Origin of the sequence: Synechococcus sp. HK01-R, assembly GCF_014217855.1 — a bacterium.
Taxonomy (GTDB): Bacteria; Cyanobacteriota; Cyanobacteriia; order PCC-6307; family Cyanobiaceae; genus Synechococcus_C.
The window spans coordinates 2,189,137-2,210,674 of sequence record NZ_CP059059.1 but is presented as its reverse complement, the minus strand read 5'-3'; the positions used below and the strand labels follow the sequence as shown (position 1 = coordinate 2,210,674).

Below are 21,538 nucleotides of genomic sequence, written 5' to 3'. Positions count from 1 at the left end.
CGTTCTCCTCAGTTGGTGGGCAGCGTGAACCCGCTCTGCATGTGCTTCACATCCAGCATCACGTAGGTGAGCCAAAGCAGCACGGCGGCGATCCCAGATCCCGCCGCCACCTTGGCGACGTTGCGCATCACCAGTTCCAGCAGACTCATTTCGCGCATCGTTCAGCCATCGGTGGACGCCCATCCTGCTCGATTTAGGCTGGGGTATGGCTGATTCCGCCCAGAGACAACAGATCGAACAGGAGCTGGATCATGCCCGCGAGCTGGGGCGCTGGCCCAGTGATGATGAGCTTGTCGCCCGCGCGCAGGAACAGGATCAGTTGCGTGTGAAGGAGCAAACGGAGCTGCAGCACAGGGGAAAGCTTCTCGCGCTCACCGTGGTCTGTCTCCTGATTCCGCCCCTCTGGCCTCTGGCCTTTGGACTGAGTCTCTATCTGCTGTTTCCCCGCAGCACCCGCCGCATCGCCATGGCCGCAGGCTTGGGGCTCTCCCTGCTGCTGATTCTGTTGATCGGCCTCAGTGCAGGGCTTGTGATCTGGTTGTGCCTTCTTCTCTTTTGATGCTGCTGCTGGTGGTGGCATCGCTTCTGACCGCTACGCCCTGCTGCTCTCCAAGGAGAAGCCCAGTGTGGAGGCAGCAGAACGGGGGGCCTATGCGTTGGAATCCGATCCTGAGCAGGTGATGGCACTGGTGCGCCGTCATTGTTATGGCTCGTCGGCTGAGTAGCGGTTGGCCTCCGACTCGTTTCGGCCCAAGTTGCGGGCCATCGCCAGGGCATTGGATGAACTCTGCAACTGCTGGTTGAGGACCCAGTTGGTGGCAGCTTTTTGGGTTTGCCAGGCTTGGAGTAATTGTTTGGCGAGATCGCGCAGTTGCCCTGGGTCGGTGGTGGCATCGAGGGCCCGGTTGAACTGCTCCACATGAAAGAGCTGCTCGGTGGTGAACTGAATTCCCGACGACATGATCAGTCTCCTGAGGATGGCGTGAATGTATCGAGCAGGCATTGTCGAGCTGTAGCAATGGCCACCCAGACGGGTGAATGTCAGTGTTTCGGGTTGTTAATGCGCTCGCGCTTGTGCTGATTGACGGTCAGATTGAAAAGGTTGCTTGCTGTTCATGCGACTGACTTGGTCCCAGCATCTGCAGGCCGCTCGCACCCTGGAAACTTCCGGTCTCACTGAGCTTGGATCCAGTCTTTCCCTGATGGGAATGGCGTTGTTGATGTTGGCCGAAGACCTTCTTGATCAGGAGATGTGTCAGCAGGACGCCGGTCGTCCATGCCGCTGACTCCTGAGCTGCAGCAGCGTGTGGTCAGCTTCGTGCTCCGGGGTCTGCGAATCGGAGCCAGCACCGTGGCGATTCTTGAGCTTCTCCGCTCCGACTGGCGTGGGGGAGTGGCGGCAAGTTTGGCCTGGCTTGCGTTTGTGCAGGTGGAGCGTCGCCGCCGACCGCTTGCGCAGGATGTCGATCAGACTCAGTCACAGATCGAGGGGCCGAATCGCTGAAGCAGCGCTTGTAGAGCCGCAGAGCTGCGGCAGAATCATTTGAGCAGAAGCTTGCTTCTGCGTGGTGAACCGGACGGCGGGCGTGAGACACCCGCCTTTTTATTACCTGATCGTTGCCCACTAAAAAAGGGCCCCGAAACGGAGCCCTTGACCATTGGCAGCGACTGGATGAATCAGACGCTGTAACGAACGCCGCGGTAGCGAAGCTCGGTGGGTTTCTGGGGCTTCTGGGCCGTGTGATGGGCGTCGATGTACTCAACGCCCCTGTAGGCCTTCGCCATCAGGCGCTGGGCTTCTTGCAGTGCTACCGCTTTGCGGATGCGGTTGCGGGTGAGATCGAGGGTGTTCATGGTTGAACTCCACAGTGCCCGCGCCCCCGTTGCCTGGCGCGGAACGAACTGCAGCCCAAGGTTGGGCTCAACGTGACTGAAGTATAGCGACTGTCTGTAGCAATGGCTACTGATTTTTGTTTTGGTTCAGCTCGTTACACAGTCACAGTGCTTGTTCAGCTGTGTTTGCTTTCAGCGATGGCCAGGGCAGCACTGGATCACCCTCCGATGTGGCGGTGGCCAGACCCGTCGCCAAGTTGGTGACACCGGGGCCAGAGGTCACCAGGCACACACCGATTGTTCCAGTAAGCCGACCGAAGGCCTGGGCCATGAACGCGGCATTCTGTTCATGACGGCAGAGCACCAGCTCGATCGGTGAATCGAGCAGGGCGATGAACATGCTGTCGACCTTGGCTCCTGGGATGCCGAAGACATGGGTAACACCGTGGTTCTCGAGCAATTTGACGAGGGCCTGGGCTCCATTCATTGATGCGTGTTGGTCGCTGATGATCTCTTAGCTACGACGATTCCTTTCGCCTGTGTCGCACCGTGCCGAGCGTCCCACCAAGATCTGTGCCGTTTGCGGGCGACCCTTTCAGTGGCGGCGCAAGTGGAAGGATGTTTGGGATGAAGTGCGCTACTGCTCAGAGCGGTGCCGCCGCGATCGCAATCGTCAGGCCAAGAACAGTTAAGAGCTCAATCCTGGCTAGAGGCACCACAGGTCTGCGGATACTCAGGATCACGGCCTCGAGCTGGGATGGCGAAGCGTTCTCGAACCGTCTCGAGAGGATCGGCGAAATGATCCCAGGGGTCGATGTCACGGATCAGATCGGTGTTGACATGACTGCCGTATCCGCCCAGCACATGACAGCAATCGTGACGGAACACGGGCACCGGCGGTCCGCCCACATCCCCGGGGAAGCTGAACTGGTTGATACGGATGAAGTCGGCATAGGCCTTGCCAAAGCTTCCGGAGGGGTAGTCGTTCAGGCTCTGGAATCGCTGAAGGGTCGAGTCGTCGCGATGGCCGCTCAGCACCTTCAAGGTTGCCGCGAGCATCGGCAGGCCTCCATCGCGCAATGTGGCCCGTGCGGCATCGCGCACGAAGCTTCGGCGTACCAGGTCCAGGCGCACCAAGGCTTGCCGGTCGTGCATCACATGCCGGTAGCTGATCACTGGAGCGGCATCAACCCGGAAGGCTTTGGCTGTGCGTTCCAGCAGCTCGAGGGCCTCGCGGCTTGCTTCTCCGTCGAACATCGCCGCCATGGCCTCCGGCTCCAGGCTGGGGAGCGCGCTCAATTCCATGTTGCTGGTCATCAGCAGGTGATCGCGGATGCCCTCAATCGCCCTGAGGGCTCGAGTTGAAGGGGTGCCGTGCAGCCGAGCCACGGTCATCAGGCAGGGCAACCCTGCGGTGCATAAAAATCCCCCGGTTTCAGCCGGGGGTGACCTCAGTCGGTGATGTGCCCCATCACCCGACCCTGAAGTGGACGCTAGAGCGAATGTCGCGTCTTGCCATCCACCTGATCTACCAATAGACCTGGTGTGTGGCCTCGCGCAAGTACCAGATCTGGTGTGATGAGCGCCTTGTGAGCAGCGACCGCGTCGGTGTTTTTGGACCCGCTCAGGCGAGGGCTGCCCTTGCCCCCAGATCTGGCGTGGACGGTTGCGCCACTGGCTGAGCTGGGCGGCCGCCTCGGCGCCAGGTTCGCTGGATGGCGGCGTGCACTTCCCGGGCGCGAGTGCGTTGGGGCATGCGGCGTTGTTCCAGAAAAAGGCCGTCGTTGCACGCGAGGCGGACGAGGATCAGGAGTTGAATGGAGAGGGCACGCATGCTCGCGCCATGACTAGTTGCATGGAATCGAGCTCTGCGTTGAGCGGGCGTAGCGGATGCGCCCATTTCATAAAAAGCCGCGCCAAAGGCAGGGCTCCAATGCGCTTCCGTTCCGGACGTCTGACCTTGTTTCGACTCCGGTGCGGTTAAGCACTCCTCACGGACCGACTGTGACGCCCTGGCTGGCACTGTGCCAGTTGGCTGTGGACGGTTTGGGTGTCGGCTGATTTTGTGATGTTATGTGGGTGCAAATTTTTCTATTTCGTTGACAGCGAGCCTTGGAAGGAATGTGTTCTTACAGAAGTTTGTAAAGATTCATCCTGAATACCCTGTTCGCCCTTGTGCCGCTTGCCTGACTGGCCTCTAATGAGGGGAAGGGGTGCGGAGGCTTGCATGAATCATGTCGACTGGTTGGGTTCACTTTCTCTTGTTTTGCTGATGATTGGAATGACGATGGCTGGCTATCGTATGAATCATCCGCTTCACTAGACTAAGGGCGACTTGTTGTTGAGGTGCGGATCAATCTGTCCAGTCTGAGTTGATGTTGTTGGCTGGTGAGTTGTCGATAGGCAAGTGCAGCAATGCTGGTTACACCAAGGGCTGTCGCTGAGGCGATCATGAACAGAATCACGATCTGGTAGCGCACTGCATTGGCCGGGGATGCACCCTCCAGGATCTGGCCGGTCATCATTCCTGGCAGGCTCACTAGGCCCATCACCATCATGGAATTGATGGTGGGAATCATTGCGACGCGAATGGCCTCACGCACGATCGGACGGCAGGCCTCCCATCGGGTTGCCCCCAAGGCGAGCCAGCATTCCAGGCTGTTTCGTTGACTGAGCATGCGTTCCATCAGGGTGTCGAGGCCTAGTGAAATCGCGTTGAGGATGTTGCCGAGCACCATGCCCAGCAGTGGAATCCAGTATTGAGCGGTGCTCCAGGGCCTCACTTGGATGATGCCGTTCATTGCCACGCCGGTAACCAGCGCGGCGGCTGCGGTCGTGCTCAGAAAGCTCTGCCAGTAGACGCCGGAGAAACGATGGCGAGTGCGCTGCACGGCAGAGAGGCTGGCGATCAGGGCCATCAGCAGTGACAGCGCCAGGATCAGGCCGGGGTTCTGTTGCTGAAACAGCCACTGCAGTACTTGGCCGATCAGGAGCAGTTGCACCACCATCCGGAGCGATGCCAGGAGGAGCGGCCGGCCCAGGCCAAGCTTCAACACCGATGACAGGCCGATGTTGATCAGGATCAGGGCGGCGGCTCCTGCGAGCTGCAGGTTGCTGATCGGCAGGGCTCCAGGGCTCATGGCAGCTCCAGCACCCGATTGCAAAAGCGTTGGATTTGCCCTGAATCGTGACTTGTGAGGACGCAGGCTCTGCTTGCCGCTTGAAGCCACTGCTCGAGCAAAGCCTCCAGGGCGAGCGTCGTGGCATGGTCGAGGGATGCGCTGCATTCATCGAGCAGCAGGATCGCAGGCTCCAGTTGCAGGGCTCGGATCAGATTCAGCACTTGCAGTTCGCCGCCTGAAAGCTGTTCTGCATCCCAGTCGAGAAACTCGGCAGGTCGGCCGAGCTGCTCTAGCCAGTCCAGCACCCTGTTTCGATCCCATGGGTGTCGTTGTCGATGTTCTTGCCATTGGAGCGGTGATCGCAGGTTTTGCTCGACCGATCCGGGCATCACGGCACAGCGCTGGGGCACCAGCATCACCGTCGAGCGCCACCGCGGCATGCTGATCTCCTCTGCTCTGCGGCCTTGGCAGCGCAGTTCACCCGTTTGAAGGGGATCGAGCTGGGCCAGTGCGCGCAACAACAACGTCTTGCCGGCGCCGGAGGGGGCAACCAAGCCAAGGCGATCGCCGGGCTTGAGGTTGAGGTCGAGGTGGCTCCACAGCGGGCGAGCTTGATGGGAGCACTGCAACCCAATGGCTGACAACAAGGACGTGCCGTGTTCAGACGTGCTCATGTCTGGCTGCCATCGTTGAGCTCACCTGTGGGCCAATTCTGCACCTGATGAAGCTGTTGTGATTGGCAGCCATTGCTACGTCTCTGATGGCGAAGCTCAGCGATGCTCCTGCTGGTGAATGCGTCTCCTGGAGCTCTGCCGTTGGTGGAGCTTTTTTTTGGCTCGATGCTCGATTTCGATTTGTATGGCTATCACGATCGATGGGTCCTCATGGAACTCGATGGTTGATGAAGCGGCTCGTCAGCGCGCTCTTCAGGCGCTGCGACGAAAGCGCAGTCTCAAACACCAGCTGCGTCTCTATGTGATCGTCAACGCCATCCTTGTGCTCGTTTGGCTGGGCAGCGGTCGTGGATCCTTCTGGCCGATTGATCCCATTGCTTTTTGGGGGATCTCGCTGTTGATCCAGGGATGGAGTGCCAGTCATCCAGATCGGGAGTTCAGCGAAGAGGAGATTGCTCGGGAGATGGAGCGCTCCTGACGGATAGGGCGATGGAGCTTCAGCCCACGCCCACCACCTCTCCGGTGCCGGTGCTGGTGAGGGACAGGATCATCAGCAGAAGCACGATGGAGGCTGACACCATCACCACCGGCCAAATCTGGGATTCGCTGTTCATCGTTGCAAGCAAGTAAGGAACGATTCGCCGGTCGCACCTTCTGTAGCGTTGATTCAATGGATGCGCCCAAAATGGAGGCGGCGGAGGCTTCGGTGACACGCTCGCGTTACAAATTTGCGTTAACAACGTGCCGTTTTGCCTCTTGCTTGGCGGTTGGTCTCCTCGGTGTTGCTTTGTTGTCGGCGTGCTCTCCTGATCGCAGGGCGGACCTGAGGCGGCAACCGGATGGCCTTGTACGTCGCCCCCGGGTGCTCACCACCTTCACCGTGCTGGCCGATCTGGCTCGACAGGTTGCAGGGGATCGACTCGATGTGCAGTCCATTACTCGGATCGGCGCCGAGATCCATGGCTATGAGCCCACTCCCAGCGACATCGAGCGGGCCTCCAGGGCCGATCTGATCGTGGAGAACGGACTCGGCCTCGAGCGCTGGGCCCAGCGCTACATCGCTGCGGCGGGAGATGTGCCCACCGTGACGCTGTCCAAAGGGATGGAGCCGATCCCCATCGAGGCGGATGCCTACGCGGGCAAGCCCAACCCCCATGCCTGGATGTCACCGAAGCGAGCCCAGGTGTATGTGGATCGCCTGGTGGAGGCTTTCAGCAACCTCGATCCCGCTGGACGCTCCACGTTTCAGCAGAACGGAGCGGCCTACAAGCAACGCCTGCAAGCCCTGGATCAAGAGCTCGGTCAGGCCCTGGCCGGGATTCCCGCCCATCAACGGGTTTTGGTCACCTGTGAGGGTGCGTTCAGCTACCTCGCCCGCGACTATGGCCTCGAAGAGGCCTACCTATGGCCCGTCAATGCCGAGAGTCAGATCACCCCCCGTCGCATGGTGCAGTTGATCGAGACCGTGCGTGCGCGGCAGGTGCCGGCAGTGTTCTGTGAAACCACCGTGAGCGACAAGGCTCAACGGGAGGTGGCCCGGGCCAGCGGAGCCCGTTTTGGTGGCAGCTTTTATGTGGATTCACTCTCCGAGCCCGATGGCCCTGCCGGCAGCCTGATCGATCTGCAACGCCACAACGTGAGACTGCTAATCGAAGGACTGAATCCTGCCAAGATGGACCCTTGAGAGGTAGGGGGCCTACCGGTGGGTTCCAATCGCATCGACGCCGACCAGCTCTGCGTGGACTACAACGGCAACGTTGCTCTCTTTGACGCATCGCTGCATTTGCCCCCTGGCTGCATTTGCGGCCTCGTGGGCATGAATGGTGCGGGTAAATCCACCCTGTTCAAGGCGCTGACGGGTTTTCTGCGGCCGAGTCGGGGGCGGATCCGGATCAATGGCCTGAGGGTGAGCGAAGCCCAGCGGGAGCAGGCGGTGGCCTACGTGCCCCAGAGCGAGGGGGTCGACTGTGCCTTCCCCGTGTCGGTGTGGGATGTGGTGATGATGGGCCGTTATGGCGCCATGAACCTGCTGCGCATTCCCAGCCAGGCCGATCGGGTGGCGGTGCGTGAGGCCCTGAGCCGGGTTGACTTGCTCGATCTGCGCCACCGGCCGATCGGTGCCCTCTCTGGTGGTCAGCGCAAGCGTGCGTTTTTGGCCCGGGCCATCGCCCAGGGGGCCTCGGTGCTGTTACTTGATGAGCCCTTCAACGGGGTGGATGTCCGCACCGAGAAGCTGATGGCGGAGCTGTTTCTTCAGTTCCGCCGCGAGGGGCGCACCATCCTGATCTCCACCCATGACCTCAGCCATGTGCGCGACTTCTGTGATCTGGTGGTGCTGATCAACAAGACCGTGCTGGCCTATGGCGAGACCTCGGAGGTGTTCACTCCGGAGAACCTGTCCCTTGCCTTCGGCGGGCTCCCCCCGGATCTGCTGACAGGGAACAGTTCCGATGAGCCCCCCGCCTGAGAGAGGCTCTGGGTGGGAAGGTTCCAGATGCGTTCGGCATACTCGCGAATCGCTCGGTCGCTGCTGAAGAAGCCACAGCGCATCGTGTTGATCACTGAGGACCGGGTCCACTGGTCGGGGTGTTGCCAGACTCGATCCACCTCCTGCTGCCCACGGCTGTAGTCCGCCGCATCGGCGATCACCTGGAAGGGATCGTGATGGCGCAGGTTGTCGAGCAGGGGATGGAACAACTGGCGGTCGCCTTCGCTGAAATGGCCGCTGCCGATCAGGTCCAGGGCCTCCTGGAGCCCAGGGTTGCGGCCCAGCCAGTCGCCGGGCTGATAGCCGTTCTGGCGCAGATGTCGCACCTGCTCCGCCGTATGCCCGAACAGGACAAAGTGTTCGGCACCCACGCGCTCGCGGATCTCCACATTGGCCCCATCGAGGGTACCGATGGTCAGGGCTCCGTTCAGGGCCATCTTCATGTTGCCCGTGCCTGAGGCCTCCTTGCCCGCGGTGGAGATCTGCTCGGAGAGATCCACGGCTGGATAGACCAGCTGGCCGAGGCTGACGCAGAAGTTGGGCAAAAACACCACCCGCAGTCGGCCGCGCACATCCGGATCCATCGCCACCGTGTCGGCGATGCCAACGATCAGGCGGATGATCAGTTTGGCCATGGCGTAGCCCGGCGCCGCCTTCCCCCCGAAGATCACGGTGCGGGGCGGCAGATCCTCGCCGTTCTTCAGGCGCAGATAGCGCTGGATCGACTTGAACACCGCCTTGGGCAGGGCACCCTTCATCCGCTCGAGGGTGAACACATCGTCGGCCCAGGTGGTGGCCAGGGGCTGGGAGGCCTCCACGGCAACCACTTGGCGTTGCTGAATCTGCTGCTAAGCCTGAAGGCGCGCAGCTGATGGCAGGGTGTGTGATCCACTCATCTGATCACACAGAACAGGAGCGCGGTGACGGCTGAATGTGGGTGTTGTTACGGATTCAGAAAGTTTTCCTCTCCCTTGCGGCATGGGCAAGCCTTGGAAGCACGGGTAGGTTCCCCCCAGGGCAGCAAGCAATCCCATGGATGATTTGCCACAGGCCCTGCTGATTTTTGGGCTCGGTGCCGTGGTCACACTGGCCACCACGCTGATGATCTGGCAGGGGTATCGGCACTGGCAGGGCCGCGATCCTTTCGAGGAAGCGGATTGATGGCCCAACCGTTTCTGGCGCCAGGGATCGCCTGGGCTCTGGTGGTGATCTTCTCCGTGCTCTGGATCGCCCTCGGCGTGTCCTGGGGGCGGAAGGGCAAGGGCGACGCCGACGACTACATGCTGGCGGGGCGGAACATCGGCCTGGCCTTGAGCACCGCCACCCTGATGGCCTCCTGGGTGACCGGCAACACCACCCTGCTGGCGCCAGAATTCGGCTACCGCAACGGGCTCTGGGGCATGTTCAGCTATGCCCTAGCCGGCTTGGGCCTGATCCTGTTCGCCCCGCTGGCCCTGCGCATCAAGCAGCTGATGCCCGCCGGTCGCACCAGCGGCGATTTCTTCCGGCTTCGCTACGGCCGGGCGGCCTGGTGGGTGTTCATGGTGATCACGGCGATCTACACGCTCGGCTTCCTGATGACCCAGGCGATGGGGGCGGGGATCCTGCTGGAGGCCTTATCGGGGTTCGATTACCGCCTCGGCATGGTGGTGGTAATCGGCGTGTCCACGATCTACACCCTCTATGGCGGCATGCGCGCTGTGGTGGGCACCGATTTCATTCAGTCGTTGCTAATTATGGTGCTCCTGGTGGTGGTGGCCGTGCTCGCCTTTCGCCAGTTCCCCGTGCCGGAGGTGCATCGCGCCTTGGTGGCCAGCCATCCCGGCCGCCTCAACCTGCTGCTGCCCGCCGGTCTGTTGATCGCCTGGAATTCGGCCCTCTTCTCGATGGGTGAGGTGTTTCACAACAACATCTGGTGGTCGCGGGTGTTCGCCAGCCGCGCCTCGGTGGTGTTTCGCTCGTTTGTGTTCGGTGGCCTCGCCTGGATGACCGTTCCCGTGGTGACCGGTTCGATCGGGCTGGTGGCGCTGGCCCAGGCGATTGAGCTGCCCCAGGTGAACATGGTGTTCCCCGTGCTGGCCTCCCAGCTGCTGGGCGCCGGCGGCGCGGCGATGGTGTTTGTGGTTGTGTTCGCCTCGCTCACCTCCACGCTGGATTCCCTACTCGCCTCCACGGCCGATCTGGTGGCTGAGGATGTGGTGTTCAAACTGCTCAACCCCCAGCTCAGCGATGCCGAGCTCAAACGCGCGACCCGGCTGGTAGTGATCGGCCTCGGGGTCGTCACCCTGGCGCTCTCCTGGCCGCGGCTCGATTCGCTCGCCTCGGTGCTGTTCTTCACCGGGGCTCTGGTGGCCTCCACGATCTGGCCGGTGGCCTATGGCCTCTACTGGCGCAGTGCCAATCGCGTTGCCGCCATCGCCGCCATGGTGGCGGGAAGTGCGTGCGGCCTCCTGGCTTACACCCTGATCGCGCCCTATTGCGCTGCGTTGATTTCCGCGGCGGTGTCGGCCCTGGTGATGGCGGTGGGCACCCAGCTGTGGCCGGAGCGTTTCTCCTGGCACATTCTGAAGGAGGGTTGAGCGAAGTTGGCCATGACCTGGATCGCCGGACCGACCCTGTTTGAACTGGTGGTGGTGGGCAGCCTGGTGGGGTTGATCCTCGCCGTGCTCGCCCTGCTGCTGATCTGGTGGATCGAATGGCGACGGGGGCGTATTTGGTAGCTGTACGTACCTTTTCCCTGGTTAAATGTTTGATTGGCTACAAAATCTCGTTAATGCCGTAAAGAAAACTGTGTAAGGGATCGCCCCGCCTGCGCAGGCTGGTTTAAGGGTGTTCAAAGACATACCGGATGCCCATCCGCTCCACATCACGGCCTTCTGTGTTGTCGCTGTTGTTGTTATGTCCAGTTGTCCTGTGATTGAGCGCGACCACCGCTGCGATCCCCTGCGTTTTGAGCGTCTTGGCCCGGATGTGTACGGATCCAGTCATCCCCAGTCGCTGCTGAATGCGGTGCAGGAGAACGGTGATGCCCTATTAGATCTCGCCGATCAGCATGTGATCTCGATCCGGCCTTTTCGCGCCGATTCTCTGCTGCAGCTGTTTCGTTTGGCGGCCAAGTTTGAGAGCAATCCCAACCGCTACATCGCCCACAACCATCCCCTGCGCGGCAAGGTGTTGATCAACGCCTTTTATGAACCGAGCACCCGCACCCGCCTCTCCTTCGATAGCGCCTGGCACCGGCTCGGCGGCGATTCGATCAACATCACCGATCGCGGCTCCACCGGGATCGCCAAGGGGGAATCGCTTCTGGATGTCGCCCACATGTTCAACAACTACGGCGATTGTGTGGTGTTGCGCGACAACCAGGCGGATGCCGTGTATCAGATGGTGGAGGGATTGCGGATCCCGATCATCAACGCGGGCAACGGCATCGATGAACATCCCACCCAGGCCATGGCCGATCTCTACACGATCCTCAAATGGCGGCCTGAGCTGGCCAATCCCTCTCTGCCTGAGGCGGAACGCATCCGTATCGGTGTGATCGGAATCCCCAGCCGGATGCGCACGGTGCGCTCATTGCTGCGCATTCTGGCCAAATTCCCCTACATGGTGTCGGAGCTGGTGATCTTTCATGATCCCGCCACCAATGCCAGTGGGGATCTGTTTGATCCAGGCCAGTTGGAGGAGTTGCGGGAGGCGGGGCTGACGGTGCGCTGGACCTCCAGCCTGCGGAGCGAATTGCCCGAACTGGATGTGCTCTACATCAATGCGATCGCCTGGGTGGGCGACAGCTACGAGACCCACGGTGATTCCTTTCGAATTACCCATGATCTGCCGTTCAAGCCCAACGCCATCGTGTTGCATCCGCTCGCCCGTGGCGCGGAGTTGAGCACCTGCATGGACGCCACGCCCCACAACTGGTATTTCTCGCAGGCTCGCGGTGCGGTGTTTTTGCGCATGGCGTTGCTCACCTGCATGGTGGAGCGCATCGACCGCGTCATGGATGTGATCTGAGGAACCGTTATGTGTGGAATCGGAGGGGTGTTCAGCGCCCAGGCCCATCAGCGCGTCGATCCCCAGCTGCTGGTGAACATGGCCGCGATCCAGGAGCATCGTGGTCCGGATGGCTTCGGCTACCGCAGCCTTGACGATGCCGGCGTGGGCTTCTGCCATGCCCGCCTCTCGATCATCGACCTCAACGAGACGCGGGCCCGTCAGCCCTTCCTCAGCGAGGCCGCCGGCCCCGGGGCGCGGCTGCTGATGGCCCATAACGGTGAGTTCTACGACTTCCAGCGCATCCGCGCCGATCTCACCGCCCGCGGTGTGCGTTTCGACAGCAAGAGCGATTCAGAAATTCTGCTGCGCCTCTATCAACAGCAGGGGCTTGAAGCCACCCTGCCGCAGCTGCGCGGCGAATTCGCCTTCGCGATCTACGACGAAGCCGACGATGCCCTGCATCTGGTGCGGGATCGCTTCGGCATCAAGCCCCAGTATTGGGCGCTGACGCCGGCGGGCTTGGTGTTCGGCTCCGAGCTCAAGGTGCTGTTTGCCCATCCTGCCGTGGAGCGGCGCTTCACCTCGGAGGGACTCTTCCACCAGCTCATGCAGACGATGGTGCCGGGCACCACCGCCTTCGTCGGTGTGCACCAGGTGCCACCCGGTCATGGCATCACCGTGCGTCGCCGCGAGGGCCAGCTCACGGTGGAGCACTGGAAATACTGGGATCTTGATTTCCCCAGGCAGGGGGAGCGCGACGCCGCCATCACCGAGCAGGAGCACATCGACACGATCCGGGCCGCCCTGCTGGAAGCGGTGGAGCTGCGCATGGTGGCCGACGTGCCGGTGGGCTGCTACCTCTCCGGCGGTATCGACAGCTGCTCGATCCTCGGGCTGGCGGCGGCGGTGAGTCAAAACCCGGTGAAGGCGTTCACGATCGGCTTCGATGACGCCCGTTACGACGAATCGCCGATCGCCAGGGAGATGGCGGAGGCGACCGGCGCCGAACAAGACCTGATGCGCTTATCGGGTAAGGAGCTCTATGGCTGGATGGAGCGCACCCTCTGGCACACCGAACGCACGATCTACAACACCCTGGCAGTGGCGAAATTTCTGATGAGCCGCCATGTGAATGCCGTGGATTACAAGGTGGTGATGACCGGTGAGGGCTCCGATGAGCTCTTCGGGGGCTATCCCGCCTTCCGCCGCGACATGTTTCTGCATGGTTTAAACGACCTGCCGGAAGCGGAGCGACGCAGCTGGGAAGAGCTGCTGCAGCAGTCGAATGCCCTGGTGCAGGGCGCGATGTTGGCGGCGGATCAGGTGGATGATCCCGATCTCGATGCGGTGGTGGGCTTCACCCCCAGCTGCCTGCAGCCCTGGCTGGCCTGCGCTCCCCTGGTGCCCGACCTGCTGGCGGAGCCCCATCGCCAGGCGCTGGAGGGCTATGCCCCTGGCAAAGCGATTGCCGCCACCCTCGATGCCGATCAGCTCGAGGGGCGCCACGCCCTCGACAAGGCCCAATACGTGTGGATCAAGACCATGCTTGAGGGTCAAATCCTCACCTGGGGTGGCGATCGGGTGGATATGGCCAATTCGATGGAAGCGAGGCCCGCGTTCCTGGATCACCATCTGGCCGCGGCGGCGGTGCAGGTGCCTCCGGAGCTGCGAATCAAGGGCAAAACGGAGAAATACGTGTTGCGTGAAGCGATGGCTGGGCTGTTGCCGGAGGTGCTTTACAAGCGCGAGAAATTCGCCTTCATGGCTCCTCCGGCCCACACCGAGCCCGACAAGTGGAATCAGATGCGCCAGCTGGCCGACGACTACCTCAGTGATGCGGCGATCGCCGAGGCCGGCCTGCTCAGCGCCGAGGGGGTGCGCGACCTGTTCGCCCGCCATGAGGATCCCGCCACCACCGATGCGGATCGGGTGCAGATGGACGCCCTGATCAACCATCTGCTCGGGGTGCAGATGCTGCATCGGATGTTCATTGCCACCGATGTGCCCGCCCAGGCGCGCCAGAAAGCCGATGCCCTCGGCTGGCACGTGTGAGCGGATGGTGAATGGTGGCGCTCGCTACATCACCGCCTCAGCATTGCCGAGATCGTTAATCTCTTCTCACTGAGATTTCTGCTTGACCCTGCTGCAAACGCTCCCAACTGCTGAACTCCATGGTCAGGCCGGGCAGGGTCGCATCGAACCGAACAGCTTGCGCTTGCTCGCCAGCCTGGAATCGATGGCGGAAGTGGGCGGTCAGGAGGATGGTTCCGTCTGCCGTCGCGGTTTCACCCCTGCGGATCGTCAGGGGCGTGAACTGTTCAGCTCCTGGTTGCTGGAAGCCGGCTTGACCGTGCGGGTCGATGCGGCCGGCAACCTGATCGGTCGCCTTGAGGGCACGGAGCCCGGCTTGCCCGCCCTGATGACCGGCTCCCATCTCGACACGGTGCCCACGGGTGGCCGCTACGACGGCGCCCTGGGGGTGTTGGCCGGTCTGGAGGTGGTGCGCTGCCTGGGGGAGCGGGGCCTTCGCCTGCGCCATCCGCTGGAAGTGGTGGCGTTCGCCGATGAGGAGTCCACGATGGTGGGCTGCAAGGGAATGGCCGGCGTTGCCCCTGCCGACCCTGACGCCTACGCCACCAGCAATGGCGAATCGATCGAGCGCAATCTCGCCAGCATCGGTGGCGATTGGCATGCCCTGCCCCAGGCCCGCCGCGAGGATCAGGCGATCGCCGCCTTCCTGGAGTTGCACGTGGAACAGGGTGGCGTGCTTGAGGATCGCGGTGACCTGATCGGTGTGGTGGAGGGGGTCGTCGGACAGCGCCGCTTCACAATCCGGGTGGAGGGCCAGGCCAACCATGCCGGCACTACCCCGATGGATCGGCGTCAGGATGCCCTGGTGGCAGCCGCCCAGGTGGTGCTGGCGGTGGAGCGTCTGGCTGCGGACCATCCCGGCGACCCCGTGGCCACCGTTGGTCGGCTTGATGTGTGGCCCAATGCGGCCAATGTGGTGTCGGGTGCGGTGACGCTCACGGTCGACATGCGCGATCTCGATGCGACGGTGCTCGATGCGCTCGAGGCTGGTCTGGAACACGCTTTGGAGCAGATCCGTGCTCGCTCCGGCTGCCGCCTGGCGATGGAACCCCAGTTCGCGGTGGCCCCAACCCCGGCCGACTCCACCTTGATGGCAGCGATCCACCAGGCCTCCGAGCAGTTTGGCCTGCCCAGCAGCCATCTGCCCAGCCGGGCCAGTCATGATGCCCAGGAGATCGGTCGCCGCTGGCCGATGGGGATGATCTTTGTGCCCAGCCATCGGGGCCTGAGCCATTCAGCGGCTGAATTCACCAGCCTGGATCAGTGCCAAGCTGGCACGGCCGTTTTGCTGGAGAGCCTGCTTCAGCTCGACCGCAGCCTGGATCCGGCGTCATGACCTTTTCGATCCTGGCCCGGGATCCCCACAACGGTCGCTTTGGCGTGGCTGTGGCCACCTGCCATCTGGCCGTGGGTTCCACCGTGCCCCACATCCGTGCCGGTGTTGGAGCGGTGGCCACTCAGGCGCATACCAACCCATATCTCGGCATCTGCGGACTGGAGCGGCTGGAGCAGCACCAAAGTGCCCCCGTGGTGCTCACTGGATTGCTCGCCGATGACCCCCAGGCAGAGCTGCGCCAGGTGCAGTTGATCGATGGGTCGGGCCACACCGCCGGCTGGACCGGAGACGGTTGCGGCGCCTGGGCCGGGCATCGCTGCCGCGAGAACGTGGCCGTGGCCGGCAATCTGCTGGTGGGGGAGGAGGTGCTGCTGGCGATGGAGGCCGCGTTTCTGGCGTCCGATCCCAGCTGGAAGCTGGGGCGACGGCTGCTCCAGGCGTTGCGCGCCGGGGAAGATGCCGGAGGGGATCGGCGCGCGGAGTGCTCGACATCGGCGGCGCTGCAGGTGAGCGGCGAAGCGGCGTTTCCCTTGCTGGATCTGCGGGTGGATTTCCACGACGATGCTGTTGTGGAACTGGAGCGGATCTACGAGCGCAGTCAGATGCGCTGGGCCCAGCAATGGCGTCAGGAACTGCTGCAGCGCCCCTCCCTCGATCGCACCCTGCTCAACCGCACGATCCCCCATCGGGCCAGCGCCAATCCGGCCAGCGAAGATCGAACGGTCGCCTGATCTGCCGATGGAAGGGTTGCTAGAACCCCTGCGTCATGACTTCATGGCGCGGGCTCTGCTGGTGAGTGCCCTCGTCGGTGCCGTCTTCGGCCTGCTCTTCTGCTACGTGACCCTGAAGGGGTGGGGCCTGATGGGGGATGCCGTCTCCCATGCGGTGCTGCCTGGGGTGGTGTTGATCAACAAGACCGTGCTGGCCTACGGCGAGACCTCGGAGGTGTTCACTCCGGAGAACCTGTCTCTTGCCTTCGGCGGGCTCCCCCCAGATCTGCTGACAGGGAACAGTTCGGAGACGCTTCCTGACGACTGATCACCGGCATGCGTGCTGTTTTTTGCAGCGGTCGGATCGGTTTAGGGTTCTTGCGATCTCATCGAACAGAGAGCTCCCGTCATGCGCCTTCCTCAACTTGGCCTGCCCATTGGCGTAGCACTGACCTTGATCCCGGCGGGGCCCGCTCTGGCTCAAAAAGAAATCCCCAAAGCGCCTGGCCATGACCAGTGCCCCCTTGGTTATGTCAACACCCTTGGCAGCACCTGCGTGTCACCGGTCTACTACGAGGTCACGCCGACCAACGGCCAAGCTTGCCCATCCGGTTGGATGAACATCGGAGCCGGTTATTGCAAGAAGAAGACGCTCGGGATCTTCTGATTGATGGATTGGTTGCTGGAACCCCTGCGTCATGACTTCATGGTGCGGGCTCTGCTGGTGAGTGCCCTCGTCGGTGCCGTCTGCGGTTTGCTCTCCTGTTACATGACCCTGAAGGGTTGGGCACTGATGGGTGATGCCGTCTCCCATGCGGTGCTGCCTGGGGTGGTGCTCGCCTACGCGCTCGGACTGCCCTTCTCCCTAGGGGCGTTCGTGTTTGGCGTGGGCTCCGTGGCCGCGATCGGGTTCGTGAAACAGAAGTCACGCATCAAGGAAGACACGGTGATCGGTCTTGTCTTCACCGGTTTCTTTGCTCTTGGGCTGGTGCTCGTGTCCAAGACCCGCAGCAACATCGACCTCACCCACATTCTTTTCGGCAACGTGCTCGGCATCTCTGCCGCTGACATTCAGCAGACCCTGCTCATCTCGTCCGTGGTCTGCGCGGTCCTGCTGCTCTTGCGACGGGATCTGCTGCTGTTCTGTTTCGATCCCACCCATGCCCGCTCGATCGGGATCAACACGGGCTTGCTGCACTACCTGCTGCTCTCGATCCTGTCGTTGGCAGCTGTGGCCGGCTTACAGACCGTTGGCATCATCCTTGTGGTGGCCATGCTCGTGACCCCTGGAGCGACGGCTTATCTACTCACGGATCGCTTCGACCGCATGACCTGGTTGGCGGTGGGCAGCAGTGTGCTCTCGAGTTTGGCGGGTGTGTTTCTGAGCTATTGGAGCGACAGTTCAACGGCTGGATGCATTGTTCTGGTTCAGACCGGCCTGTTTCTTGTCGCCTTCCTGTTTGCCCCGGCCCATGGAATCCTTCGTCAGCGTGCTGGGGTGTCCGGCAATAGTCCATAGGCGCCACCGGCCTTCAGAATGAGTTCCATCAGCTTTGTCTGCGCGTTCCCATGGTCTCTGTTCTGCGTCGTTCATCTCTGACCTTGCTGCTCGGTGGTGGTCTCCTGCTCAGTTCCCTTGCGGTCCGCGCCCATCACGTGCCTGGCGATGACCACACCGGCACCATGATCAGCGCTGGTGAAGCTCCAGCGGCGAAGCCATCCACCACCCCTAAGCAGCCGCTTAAGGCCCTTTACGACACCAAGGCAGAAGCAGAGGCCGCCGCTCCTCTGTTCAACTGCAAGGGGGCTCACGCCATGGGGAGCAAGTGGATGCCCTGCAGTGGACACAATCATGGCGGTGCTGCCCATTCCGCCCATTGAGCCTTGAGCTAGAACAGGGTGTCTCGGTTCCGGTGGGGATCAGCCACCGGAGGTAACGGGGAAAGATGGTGTCAATCCATCGCTGTCCCGCAGCTGTGAACCATCGGAGCTCCGGCCCTGATGGCAGTCAGAACGCCCGCCGGGGTTTCCATCGACGAGGATCGACTTGAACCTTTCCCGCTTCTCCGGTGCCTCCCGCGGTATCGGTCTGATCGGGGGCAGTGCCCTGTTGCTATTGAGCTTGGCTGCCCCTGCTCTCGCCCATCATCCCTTTGGCATGCCTGAGGGGTCCGATCTCAATGCCTGGCAGGGACTGATGAGCGGTATCGGTCACCCCTTGCTGGGTCCCGACCATCTGCTCTTCCTGCTGGCGATCGGCTTCATCGGTCTGCGGCGTCCTGTGGCCTGGGTGCTGCCTCTGCTGGCCATGGGTCTCTTGGGGGCTTCGCTTTCTCTGGCCCTGCCTCTCGCCAGCAATCTGCAGCCGATGGCGGAAGCACTGGTGGCACTCAGCCTTGCCCTCGAAGGACTGATCGCCCTTGGCTGCCTGCCCAGCGCTTTGCTCCTGCCCGTGATGGGTTGTCACGGTTATCTGCTCGGGGGCATGGTCGTGGGTGCTGAGGCCACACCGCTGTTCGCCTATTTCCTCGGCCTGTTTCTGGGGCAGGGTGCGTTGCTGCTCGCCGTTTGCCTCGGCTCGAGGCGCTGGATCGCCGCCATCGGAGAGAACGGTCGACGTCTGGCTGCCGGCATCTGGATTGGCATCGGTGCCGCTTTTGCCTGGACGGCCCTCGTGGCCTGACGTGACCGCGTTGTTTTCGTCTGCTTCTCCCATGGTTCTTCTCAATAAGCGCCGCCTGCTCCTGCCGGTCGGACTGACCGCCGCCCTGGTCTCCCTGGTTGCGTCTCCCTCTGCCCAGGCCCACGGCGAAGCCTCCGGTGGTCTGATCGCCGGTGTCGCTCACCCGCTGCTGGGACTCGATCACCTGGTCATGCTGGTGGCGGTCGGCACCGTTGCTGCTGCTCTCTCCACGCGCCTTGTGCTCTGGGCCCTGGTTGGTGCCCTGCTGGGTGCCGTGGTCGGGTTTGGTGGTTTAGCGGTTCCTGCCGCTGAAATCCTCGCCTCCCTGGCGATCGCTGCGGTGGGGCTGGTGCTTTTGGCGCCCGCCCGTCTTGCGGACGTGGCGGGTCCGTTGGTTTCTGGTGGCATCGCGATCCACGCCATGCTCCATGGCTTGGAAGCCCCCCGTGATCAGGGCAGCCTGCTCTGGTGGGCGGGTGCCCTGCTCGCATCAGCCCTGGTGGTGGGTGTCACCACCGTGTTGATGCAACGCGTTCCCGCTCCCCTTCTGCGTCGCGCCGGTGCGATGTTTGTGGTTCTCGGCGGTGGCTTGCTGCTGTTGCCGGTGGTGATCAGCGCCTGATCGCGTTGAAGAGCAAGGTCAGAGCAGGGCTGGATTGAGTCGACTCGGCCGGTAGCTGAGCAGGAAGGCATCGTCTCCTGCTCGCACCGCCGTGATGCAGTCGGTGCCAGTGTTCCAGACCCACACCTGTTGTAGTGCCTTCCCTTCCGTGTCCACGGTGGTGCTGACCGGGGCTCCATAGCGGGAGCGCAGGCCAGCCAGCACTTCCGTCATCGCATCCGGCTCCAGCTCATAGGCGAGCTGCTTGAGCCCTTGATCACCTAGCTGGAGACGCAGGCGCTTGACGGGAATCGCTCCGATGGTCAAACCATGGGCCTCAAGCGTGCGATCACTCGCCTCTGTGAGCGCAACTCCCAGTCGCTCTTCCAGGTGGGAGCGTTCCATTCCCCAATCGAGGCCCGGCACGCAGGCGTTGGCTGCGGCCGGCTGCAGCCAGAGCATCAGCGTGCAAACCATCCCGATCAGCAGGTGCAGGCAGCGTCGACCCATGGATCGGTTCGCATGGCAGTTCATCTCTGGACCTTAAGGAGAGCCAACCGCTCTGTCTGCAGGGTGTGATGTCGGCTTGGTGACAAATCGATGCCATCGTTCGACTTTTGCTTGGAGCGGCTCGGCAACAGAGCCAACATTGTCGACATCGTCACTGGGCTGCTCATGCGTCTCCTTCTCTCCTTTGCCCTTGCTCTCTGCATCGGTTTGTTTGCTCCCCTGAGCGCCTCAGCGGCGGATTCCGCCCTGGGGGCCAAGGTGTTTTCCGCCAACTGTGCCGCCTGTCATGCCGGCGGCGGCAACATTGTCAACGGCGAGCGCACCTTGAAACAGGCGGATCTCCAGAGCTACCTGGCCCAATACTCCAATGGTCATGAGAGCGCCATCGTTGCCCAGGTGACCTACGGCCGCAACGCGATGCCCGCCTTCATCGATACGCTCACAGAGAATCAGATCTCCGATGTCGCGGCCTATGTGGAGGAGCAGGCGAGCAACGGCTGGAGCTGAGTTCGATGAGGCGGCCTGATGGTCGCTCTGTCAACCGCCTGGGCGATCTTTCAGGGCTTGTTGCTGGAAGCTTTGCCGTTTTTATTGTTAGGCGTCGCTATTTCTGCTCTAGCCCGCTGGTTGTTGCCTCAGACCGGTTGGATCCGCTTGCTGCCCCGCAACCCCCTGCTGGCGCCAGTGGTGGGAGCCCTGATGGGGTTTGCTCTGCCGGCGTGTGAATGCGGCAATGTTCCTGTCGCCAGGCGGTTGATCGCTAGCGGTGCACCCTTGGGCACCGGCTTCGGTTTTTTGTTTGCTGCCCCGGTGCTGAATCCGATCGTGATCGCCAGCACCTGGGCGGCGTTTCCAGACCAACCATGGCTCCTGCTCGCCAGGCCCTGTGGTGCCTTCCTGATCGCGATGGCGCTCACCTTCGTGTTGCGGCCGGTGCCCGAGCACGATCTGCTTGCCGAGGCCCTGCTTGAGGAGAGGCGGATGACGCAGCCTCTTGCGCAGGTCGGCCTGCTAGAGCGCCGCAGTGGCTTGGTTGGTGTTCACGTCCGCGAAGCGCCGCTGCCATCGCCGGCACCGACTCAGCTGGATCCTGGCGAGTTGTTAGCTCACAGCAGCCGTGAGTTCCTTGATCTGCTCACCTTGTTGATTGTGGGTTGCGCGATCGCTGCCAGCGTGCAGACCTTCCTGCCCAGAAGCTGGCTGCTGGCGGTTGGGGAAGCGCCGACGCTCTCGATCTTCGCCCTGATGGTGATGGCGGTCGTGATTTCGGTGTGCTCCAGTGTCGATGCTTTTCTGGCCTTGGGATTCGCGGCCCAGGTCACGCCTGGGGCCCTGCTCGCCTTTCTGCTTCTCGGTCCGGTGGTGGATCTCAAGCTCGCTGGATTGTTCACGGTGGTGCTCAAGCCCCGGGCGATTGCAATGACGGCATTGGCGGCTGCGATGGTCGTGCTTTTGATGGGGCAATGGGTCAATCTGCTGCTGTTGTGAGGGGGG

Annotated in this window: 31 protein-coding genes, 3 pseudogenes and 1 riboswitch; of the genes and pseudogenes, 24 read left to right on the top strand and 10 right to left on the bottom strand. The window is 62.2% G+C overall.

From position 1 onward, the window contains the following. Positions 1–8: 8 nt before the first annotated feature. Complete coding sequence (locus H0O21_RS11810; RefSeq protein WP_164498743.1) at positions 9–158, bottom strand: hypothetical protein; 150 nt, start codon at positions 156–158, stop codon at positions 9–11. 47 nt (positions 159–205) lie between these two features. Here H0O21_RS11810 and H0O21_RS11805 point away from each other — a divergent pair, with 47 nt between their 5' ends. Continuing rightward, positions 206–559: a hypothetical protein gene (locus H0O21_RS11805; RefSeq protein WP_185189780.1), complete on the top strand. Its 354-nt coding sequence runs from the start codon at positions 206–208 to the stop codon at positions 557–559. A gap of 144 nt (positions 560–703) precedes the next feature. On the opposite strand, the gene H0O21_RS11800 is transcribed toward H0O21_RS11805, so the two are convergent. Continuing rightward, positions 704–961: a hypothetical protein gene (locus H0O21_RS11800; RefSeq protein WP_185189779.1), complete on the bottom strand. Its 258-nt coding sequence runs from the start codon at positions 959–961 to the stop codon at positions 704–706. Between the two features lie 154 nt (positions 962–1,115). On the opposite strand from H0O21_RS11800, the gene H0O21_RS11795 reads away from it, so the two are divergent. Together H0O21_RS11795 and H0O21_RS11790 are read left to right on the top strand one after the other, a co-directional pair. Further along, entirely contained in the window at positions 1,116–1,286 is a 171-nt protein-coding gene (locus H0O21_RS11795) for a hypothetical protein (RefSeq protein WP_185189778.1), read from the top strand. Continuing rightward, positions 1,277–1,504 carry a hypothetical protein gene (locus H0O21_RS11790; protein ID WP_185189777.1) on the top strand — a complete coding sequence of 76 codons (228 nt, stop codon included), beginning with the start codon at positions 1,277–1,279 and terminating at the stop codon, positions 1,502–1,504. The genes H0O21_RS11795 and H0O21_RS11790 overlap by 10 nt, the downstream gene beginning before the upstream one ends. 173 nt (positions 1,505–1,677) lie before the next feature. On the opposite strand, the gene H0O21_RS11785 is transcribed toward H0O21_RS11790, so the two are convergent. Then, positions 1,678–1,854, bottom strand: a complete 177-nt coding sequence (locus H0O21_RS11785; protein ID WP_185189776.1) for a DUF4278 domain-containing protein — start codon at positions 1,852–1,854, stop codon at positions 1,678–1,680. A gap of 142 nt (positions 1,855–1,996) precedes the next feature. Further along, positions 1,997–2,320, bottom strand: coding sequence for a thiamine pyrophosphate-binding protein (locus tag H0O21_RS11780; protein WP_255441021.1), 324 nt, complete (start codon positions 2,318–2,320; stop codon positions 1,997–1,999). Positions 2,321–2,372: 52 nt separating this feature from the next. Between H0O21_RS11780 and H0O21_RS11775 the strand changes: the two genes are divergently transcribed. Continuing rightward, entirely contained in the window at positions 2,373–2,525 is a 153-nt protein-coding gene (locus tag H0O21_RS11775; protein WP_185189775.1) for a DUF2256 domain-containing protein, read from the top strand. A gap of 4 nt (positions 2,526–2,529) precedes the next feature. On the opposite strand, the gene H0O21_RS11770 is transcribed toward H0O21_RS11775, so the two are convergent. The 4 genes from H0O21_RS11770 to H0O21_RS11755 form a co-directional block, all read right to left on the bottom strand. After that, the gene (locus H0O21_RS11770) at positions 2,530–3,228 is read right to left on the bottom strand and encodes a hypothetical protein (RefSeq protein ID WP_255441020.1); all 699 of its coding nucleotides are present in this window, start codon (positions 3,226–3,228) and stop codon (positions 2,530–2,532) included. Positions 3,229–3,457: 229 nt separating this feature from the next. Further along, positions 3,458–3,667 carry a hypothetical protein gene (locus tag H0O21_RS11765; protein WP_131455529.1) on the bottom strand — a complete coding sequence of 70 codons (210 nt, stop codon included), beginning with the start codon at positions 3,665–3,667 and terminating at the stop codon, positions 3,458–3,460. A 490-nt stretch (positions 3,668–4,157) separates the two neighbouring features. After that, the gene (fetB, locus tag H0O21_RS11760; protein WP_185189774.1) at positions 4,158–4,973 is read right to left on the bottom strand and encodes an iron export ABC transporter permease subunit FetB; all 816 of its coding nucleotides are present in this window, start codon (positions 4,971–4,973) and stop codon (positions 4,158–4,160) included. Beyond that, positions 4,970–5,629 carry an ATP-binding cassette domain-containing protein gene (locus tag H0O21_RS11755; protein ID WP_185189773.1) on the bottom strand — a complete coding sequence of 220 codons (660 nt, stop codon included), beginning with the start codon at positions 5,627–5,629 and terminating at the stop codon, positions 4,970–4,972. Before H0O21_RS11755 ends, fetB begins: the two co-directional genes overlap by 4 nt. A gap of 102 nt (positions 5,630–5,731) precedes the next feature. Between H0O21_RS11755 and H0O21_RS13495 the strand changes: the two genes are divergently transcribed. The 4 genes from H0O21_RS13495 (at position 5,732) to H0O21_RS11740 (ending at position 8,096) form a co-directional block, all read left to right on the top strand. Further along, positions 5,732–5,857, top strand: a complete 126-nt coding sequence (locus tag H0O21_RS13495) for a hypothetical protein (protein WP_255441019.1) — start codon at positions 5,732–5,734, stop codon at positions 5,855–5,857. Next, positions 5,850–6,107, top strand: a complete 258-nt coding sequence (locus H0O21_RS11750) for a 2TM domain-containing protein (protein ID WP_185189772.1) — start codon at positions 5,850–5,852, stop codon at positions 6,105–6,107. Before H0O21_RS13495 ends, H0O21_RS11750 begins: the two co-directional genes overlap by 8 nt. Before the next feature lie 207 nt (positions 6,108–6,314). Next, entirely contained in the window at positions 6,315–7,313 is a 999-nt protein-coding gene (locus H0O21_RS11745; RefSeq protein WP_185191024.1) for a metal ABC transporter substrate-binding protein, read from the top strand. Between the two features lie 18 nt (positions 7,314–7,331). Then, complete coding sequence (locus tag H0O21_RS11740; protein WP_185189771.1) at positions 7,332–8,096, top strand: metal ABC transporter ATP-binding protein; 765 nt, start codon at positions 7,332–7,334, stop codon at positions 8,094–8,096. A gap of 17 nt (positions 8,097–8,113) precedes the next feature. Here the strand turns inward: H0O21_RS11740 and H0O21_RS11735 are convergent. Beyond that, positions 8,114–8,839: pseudogene (locus H0O21_RS11735) on the bottom strand (glycogen/starch/alpha-glucan phosphorylase); the annotation flags it as partial. A gap of 310 nt (positions 8,840–9,149) precedes the next feature. Between H0O21_RS11735 and H0O21_RS13490 the strand changes: the two are divergent. From H0O21_RS13490 to H0O21_RS11675, 14 genes and pseudogenes are all read left to right on the top strand, one after another. Further along, on the top strand, positions 9,150–9,278 hold the full coding sequence (locus H0O21_RS13490) for a hypothetical protein (RefSeq protein ID WP_255441018.1): 129 nt from the start codon (positions 9,150–9,152) through the stop codon (positions 9,276–9,278). After that, entirely contained in the window at positions 9,278–10,696 is a 1,419-nt protein-coding gene (locus H0O21_RS11730) for an urea transporter (RefSeq protein WP_185189770.1), read from the top strand. Before H0O21_RS13490 ends, H0O21_RS11730 begins: the two co-directional genes overlap by 1 nt. Before the next feature lie 12 nt (positions 10,697–10,708). Continuing rightward, a complete protein-coding gene (locus H0O21_RS13485) occupies positions 10,709–10,837 on the top strand; it encodes a hypothetical protein (RefSeq protein WP_255441017.1) in 129 nt (42 codons plus the stop codon). A 178-nt stretch (positions 10,838–11,015) separates the two neighbouring features. Then, positions 11,016–12,131, top strand: a complete 1,116-nt coding sequence (locus H0O21_RS11725; RefSeq protein ID WP_185191022.1) for an aspartate carbamoyltransferase — start codon at positions 11,016–11,018, stop codon at positions 12,129–12,131. A gap of 9 nt (positions 12,132–12,140) precedes the next feature. Continuing rightward, on the top strand, positions 12,141–14,165 hold the full coding sequence (asnB, locus tag H0O21_RS11720) for an asparagine synthase (glutamine-hydrolyzing) (protein WP_185189769.1): 2,025 nt from the start codon (positions 12,141–12,143) through the stop codon (positions 14,163–14,165). An 82-nt stretch (positions 14,166–14,247) separates the two neighbouring features. Then, on the top strand, positions 14,248–15,540 hold the full coding sequence (locus tag H0O21_RS11715; protein ID WP_185189768.1) for a Zn-dependent hydrolase: 1,293 nt from the start codon (positions 14,248–14,250) through the stop codon (positions 15,538–15,540). Then, positions 15,537–16,271, top strand: a complete 735-nt coding sequence (locus H0O21_RS11710; RefSeq protein WP_185189767.1) for a DUF1028 domain-containing protein — start codon at positions 15,537–15,539, stop codon at positions 16,269–16,271. The genes H0O21_RS11715 and H0O21_RS11710 overlap by 4 nt, the downstream gene beginning before the upstream one ends. Positions 16,272–16,278: 7 nt before the next feature. Beyond that, positions 16,279–16,447, top strand: a pseudogene (locus tag H0O21_RS11705) (metal ABC transporter permease); the annotation flags it as partial. Beyond that, positions 16,438–16,578, top strand: a pseudogene (locus tag H0O21_RS11700) (manganese transporter); the annotation flags it as partial. The pseudogenes H0O21_RS11705 and H0O21_RS11700, both read left to right, overlap by 10 nt. A gap of 81 nt (positions 16,579–16,659) precedes the next feature. Further along, complete coding sequence (locus H0O21_RS11695; protein WP_131455524.1) at positions 16,660–16,917, top strand: hypothetical protein; 258 nt, start codon at positions 16,660–16,662, stop codon at positions 16,915–16,917. 3 nt (positions 16,918–16,920) lie between these two features. Beyond that, positions 16,921–17,769 carry a metal ABC transporter permease gene (locus H0O21_RS11690; protein ID WP_131455523.1) on the top strand — a complete coding sequence of 283 codons (849 nt, stop codon included), beginning with the start codon at positions 16,921–16,923 and terminating at the stop codon, positions 17,767–17,769. A 50-nt stretch (positions 17,770–17,819) separates the two neighbouring features. Next, positions 17,820–18,131 (top strand): DUF3721 domain-containing protein, encoded by a 312-nt coding sequence (locus H0O21_RS11685; RefSeq protein ID WP_131455522.1) that lies wholly within the window; start codon positions 17,820–17,822, stop codon positions 18,129–18,131. Between the two features lie 7 nt (positions 18,132–18,138). Further along, positions 18,139–18,290, top strand: a riboswitch (cobalamin riboswitch). Between the two features lies 1 nt (position 18,291). After that, positions 18,292–18,933 carry a HupE/UreJ family protein gene (locus H0O21_RS11680; protein ID WP_185191021.1) on the top strand — a complete coding sequence of 214 codons (642 nt, stop codon included), beginning with the start codon at positions 18,292–18,294 and terminating at the stop codon, positions 18,931–18,933. 31 nt (positions 18,934–18,964) lie between these two features. Beyond that, positions 18,965–19,555, top strand: coding sequence for a HupE/UreJ family protein (locus H0O21_RS11675; RefSeq protein ID WP_185189766.1), 591 nt, complete (start codon positions 18,965–18,967; stop codon positions 19,553–19,555). Between the two features lie 18 nt (positions 19,556–19,573). Here the strand turns inward: H0O21_RS11675 and H0O21_RS11670 are convergent, their stop codons facing one another. Continuing rightward, positions 19,574–20,044 (bottom strand): hypothetical protein, encoded by a 471-nt coding sequence (locus tag H0O21_RS11670; protein WP_185189765.1) that lies wholly within the window; start codon positions 20,042–20,044, stop codon positions 19,574–19,576. A gap of 165 nt (positions 20,045–20,209) precedes the next feature. On the opposite strand from H0O21_RS11670, the gene H0O21_RS11665 reads away from it, so the two are divergent. Beyond that, entirely contained in the window at positions 20,210–20,551 is a 342-nt protein-coding gene (locus H0O21_RS11665; RefSeq protein ID WP_185191020.1) for a c-type cytochrome, read from the top strand. An 18-nt stretch (positions 20,552–20,569) separates the two neighbouring features. Next, positions 20,570–21,532, top strand: a complete 963-nt coding sequence (locus H0O21_RS11660; protein WP_185189764.1) for a permease — start codon at positions 20,570–20,572, stop codon at positions 21,530–21,532. Positions 21,533–21,538: the final 6 nt, after the last annotated feature.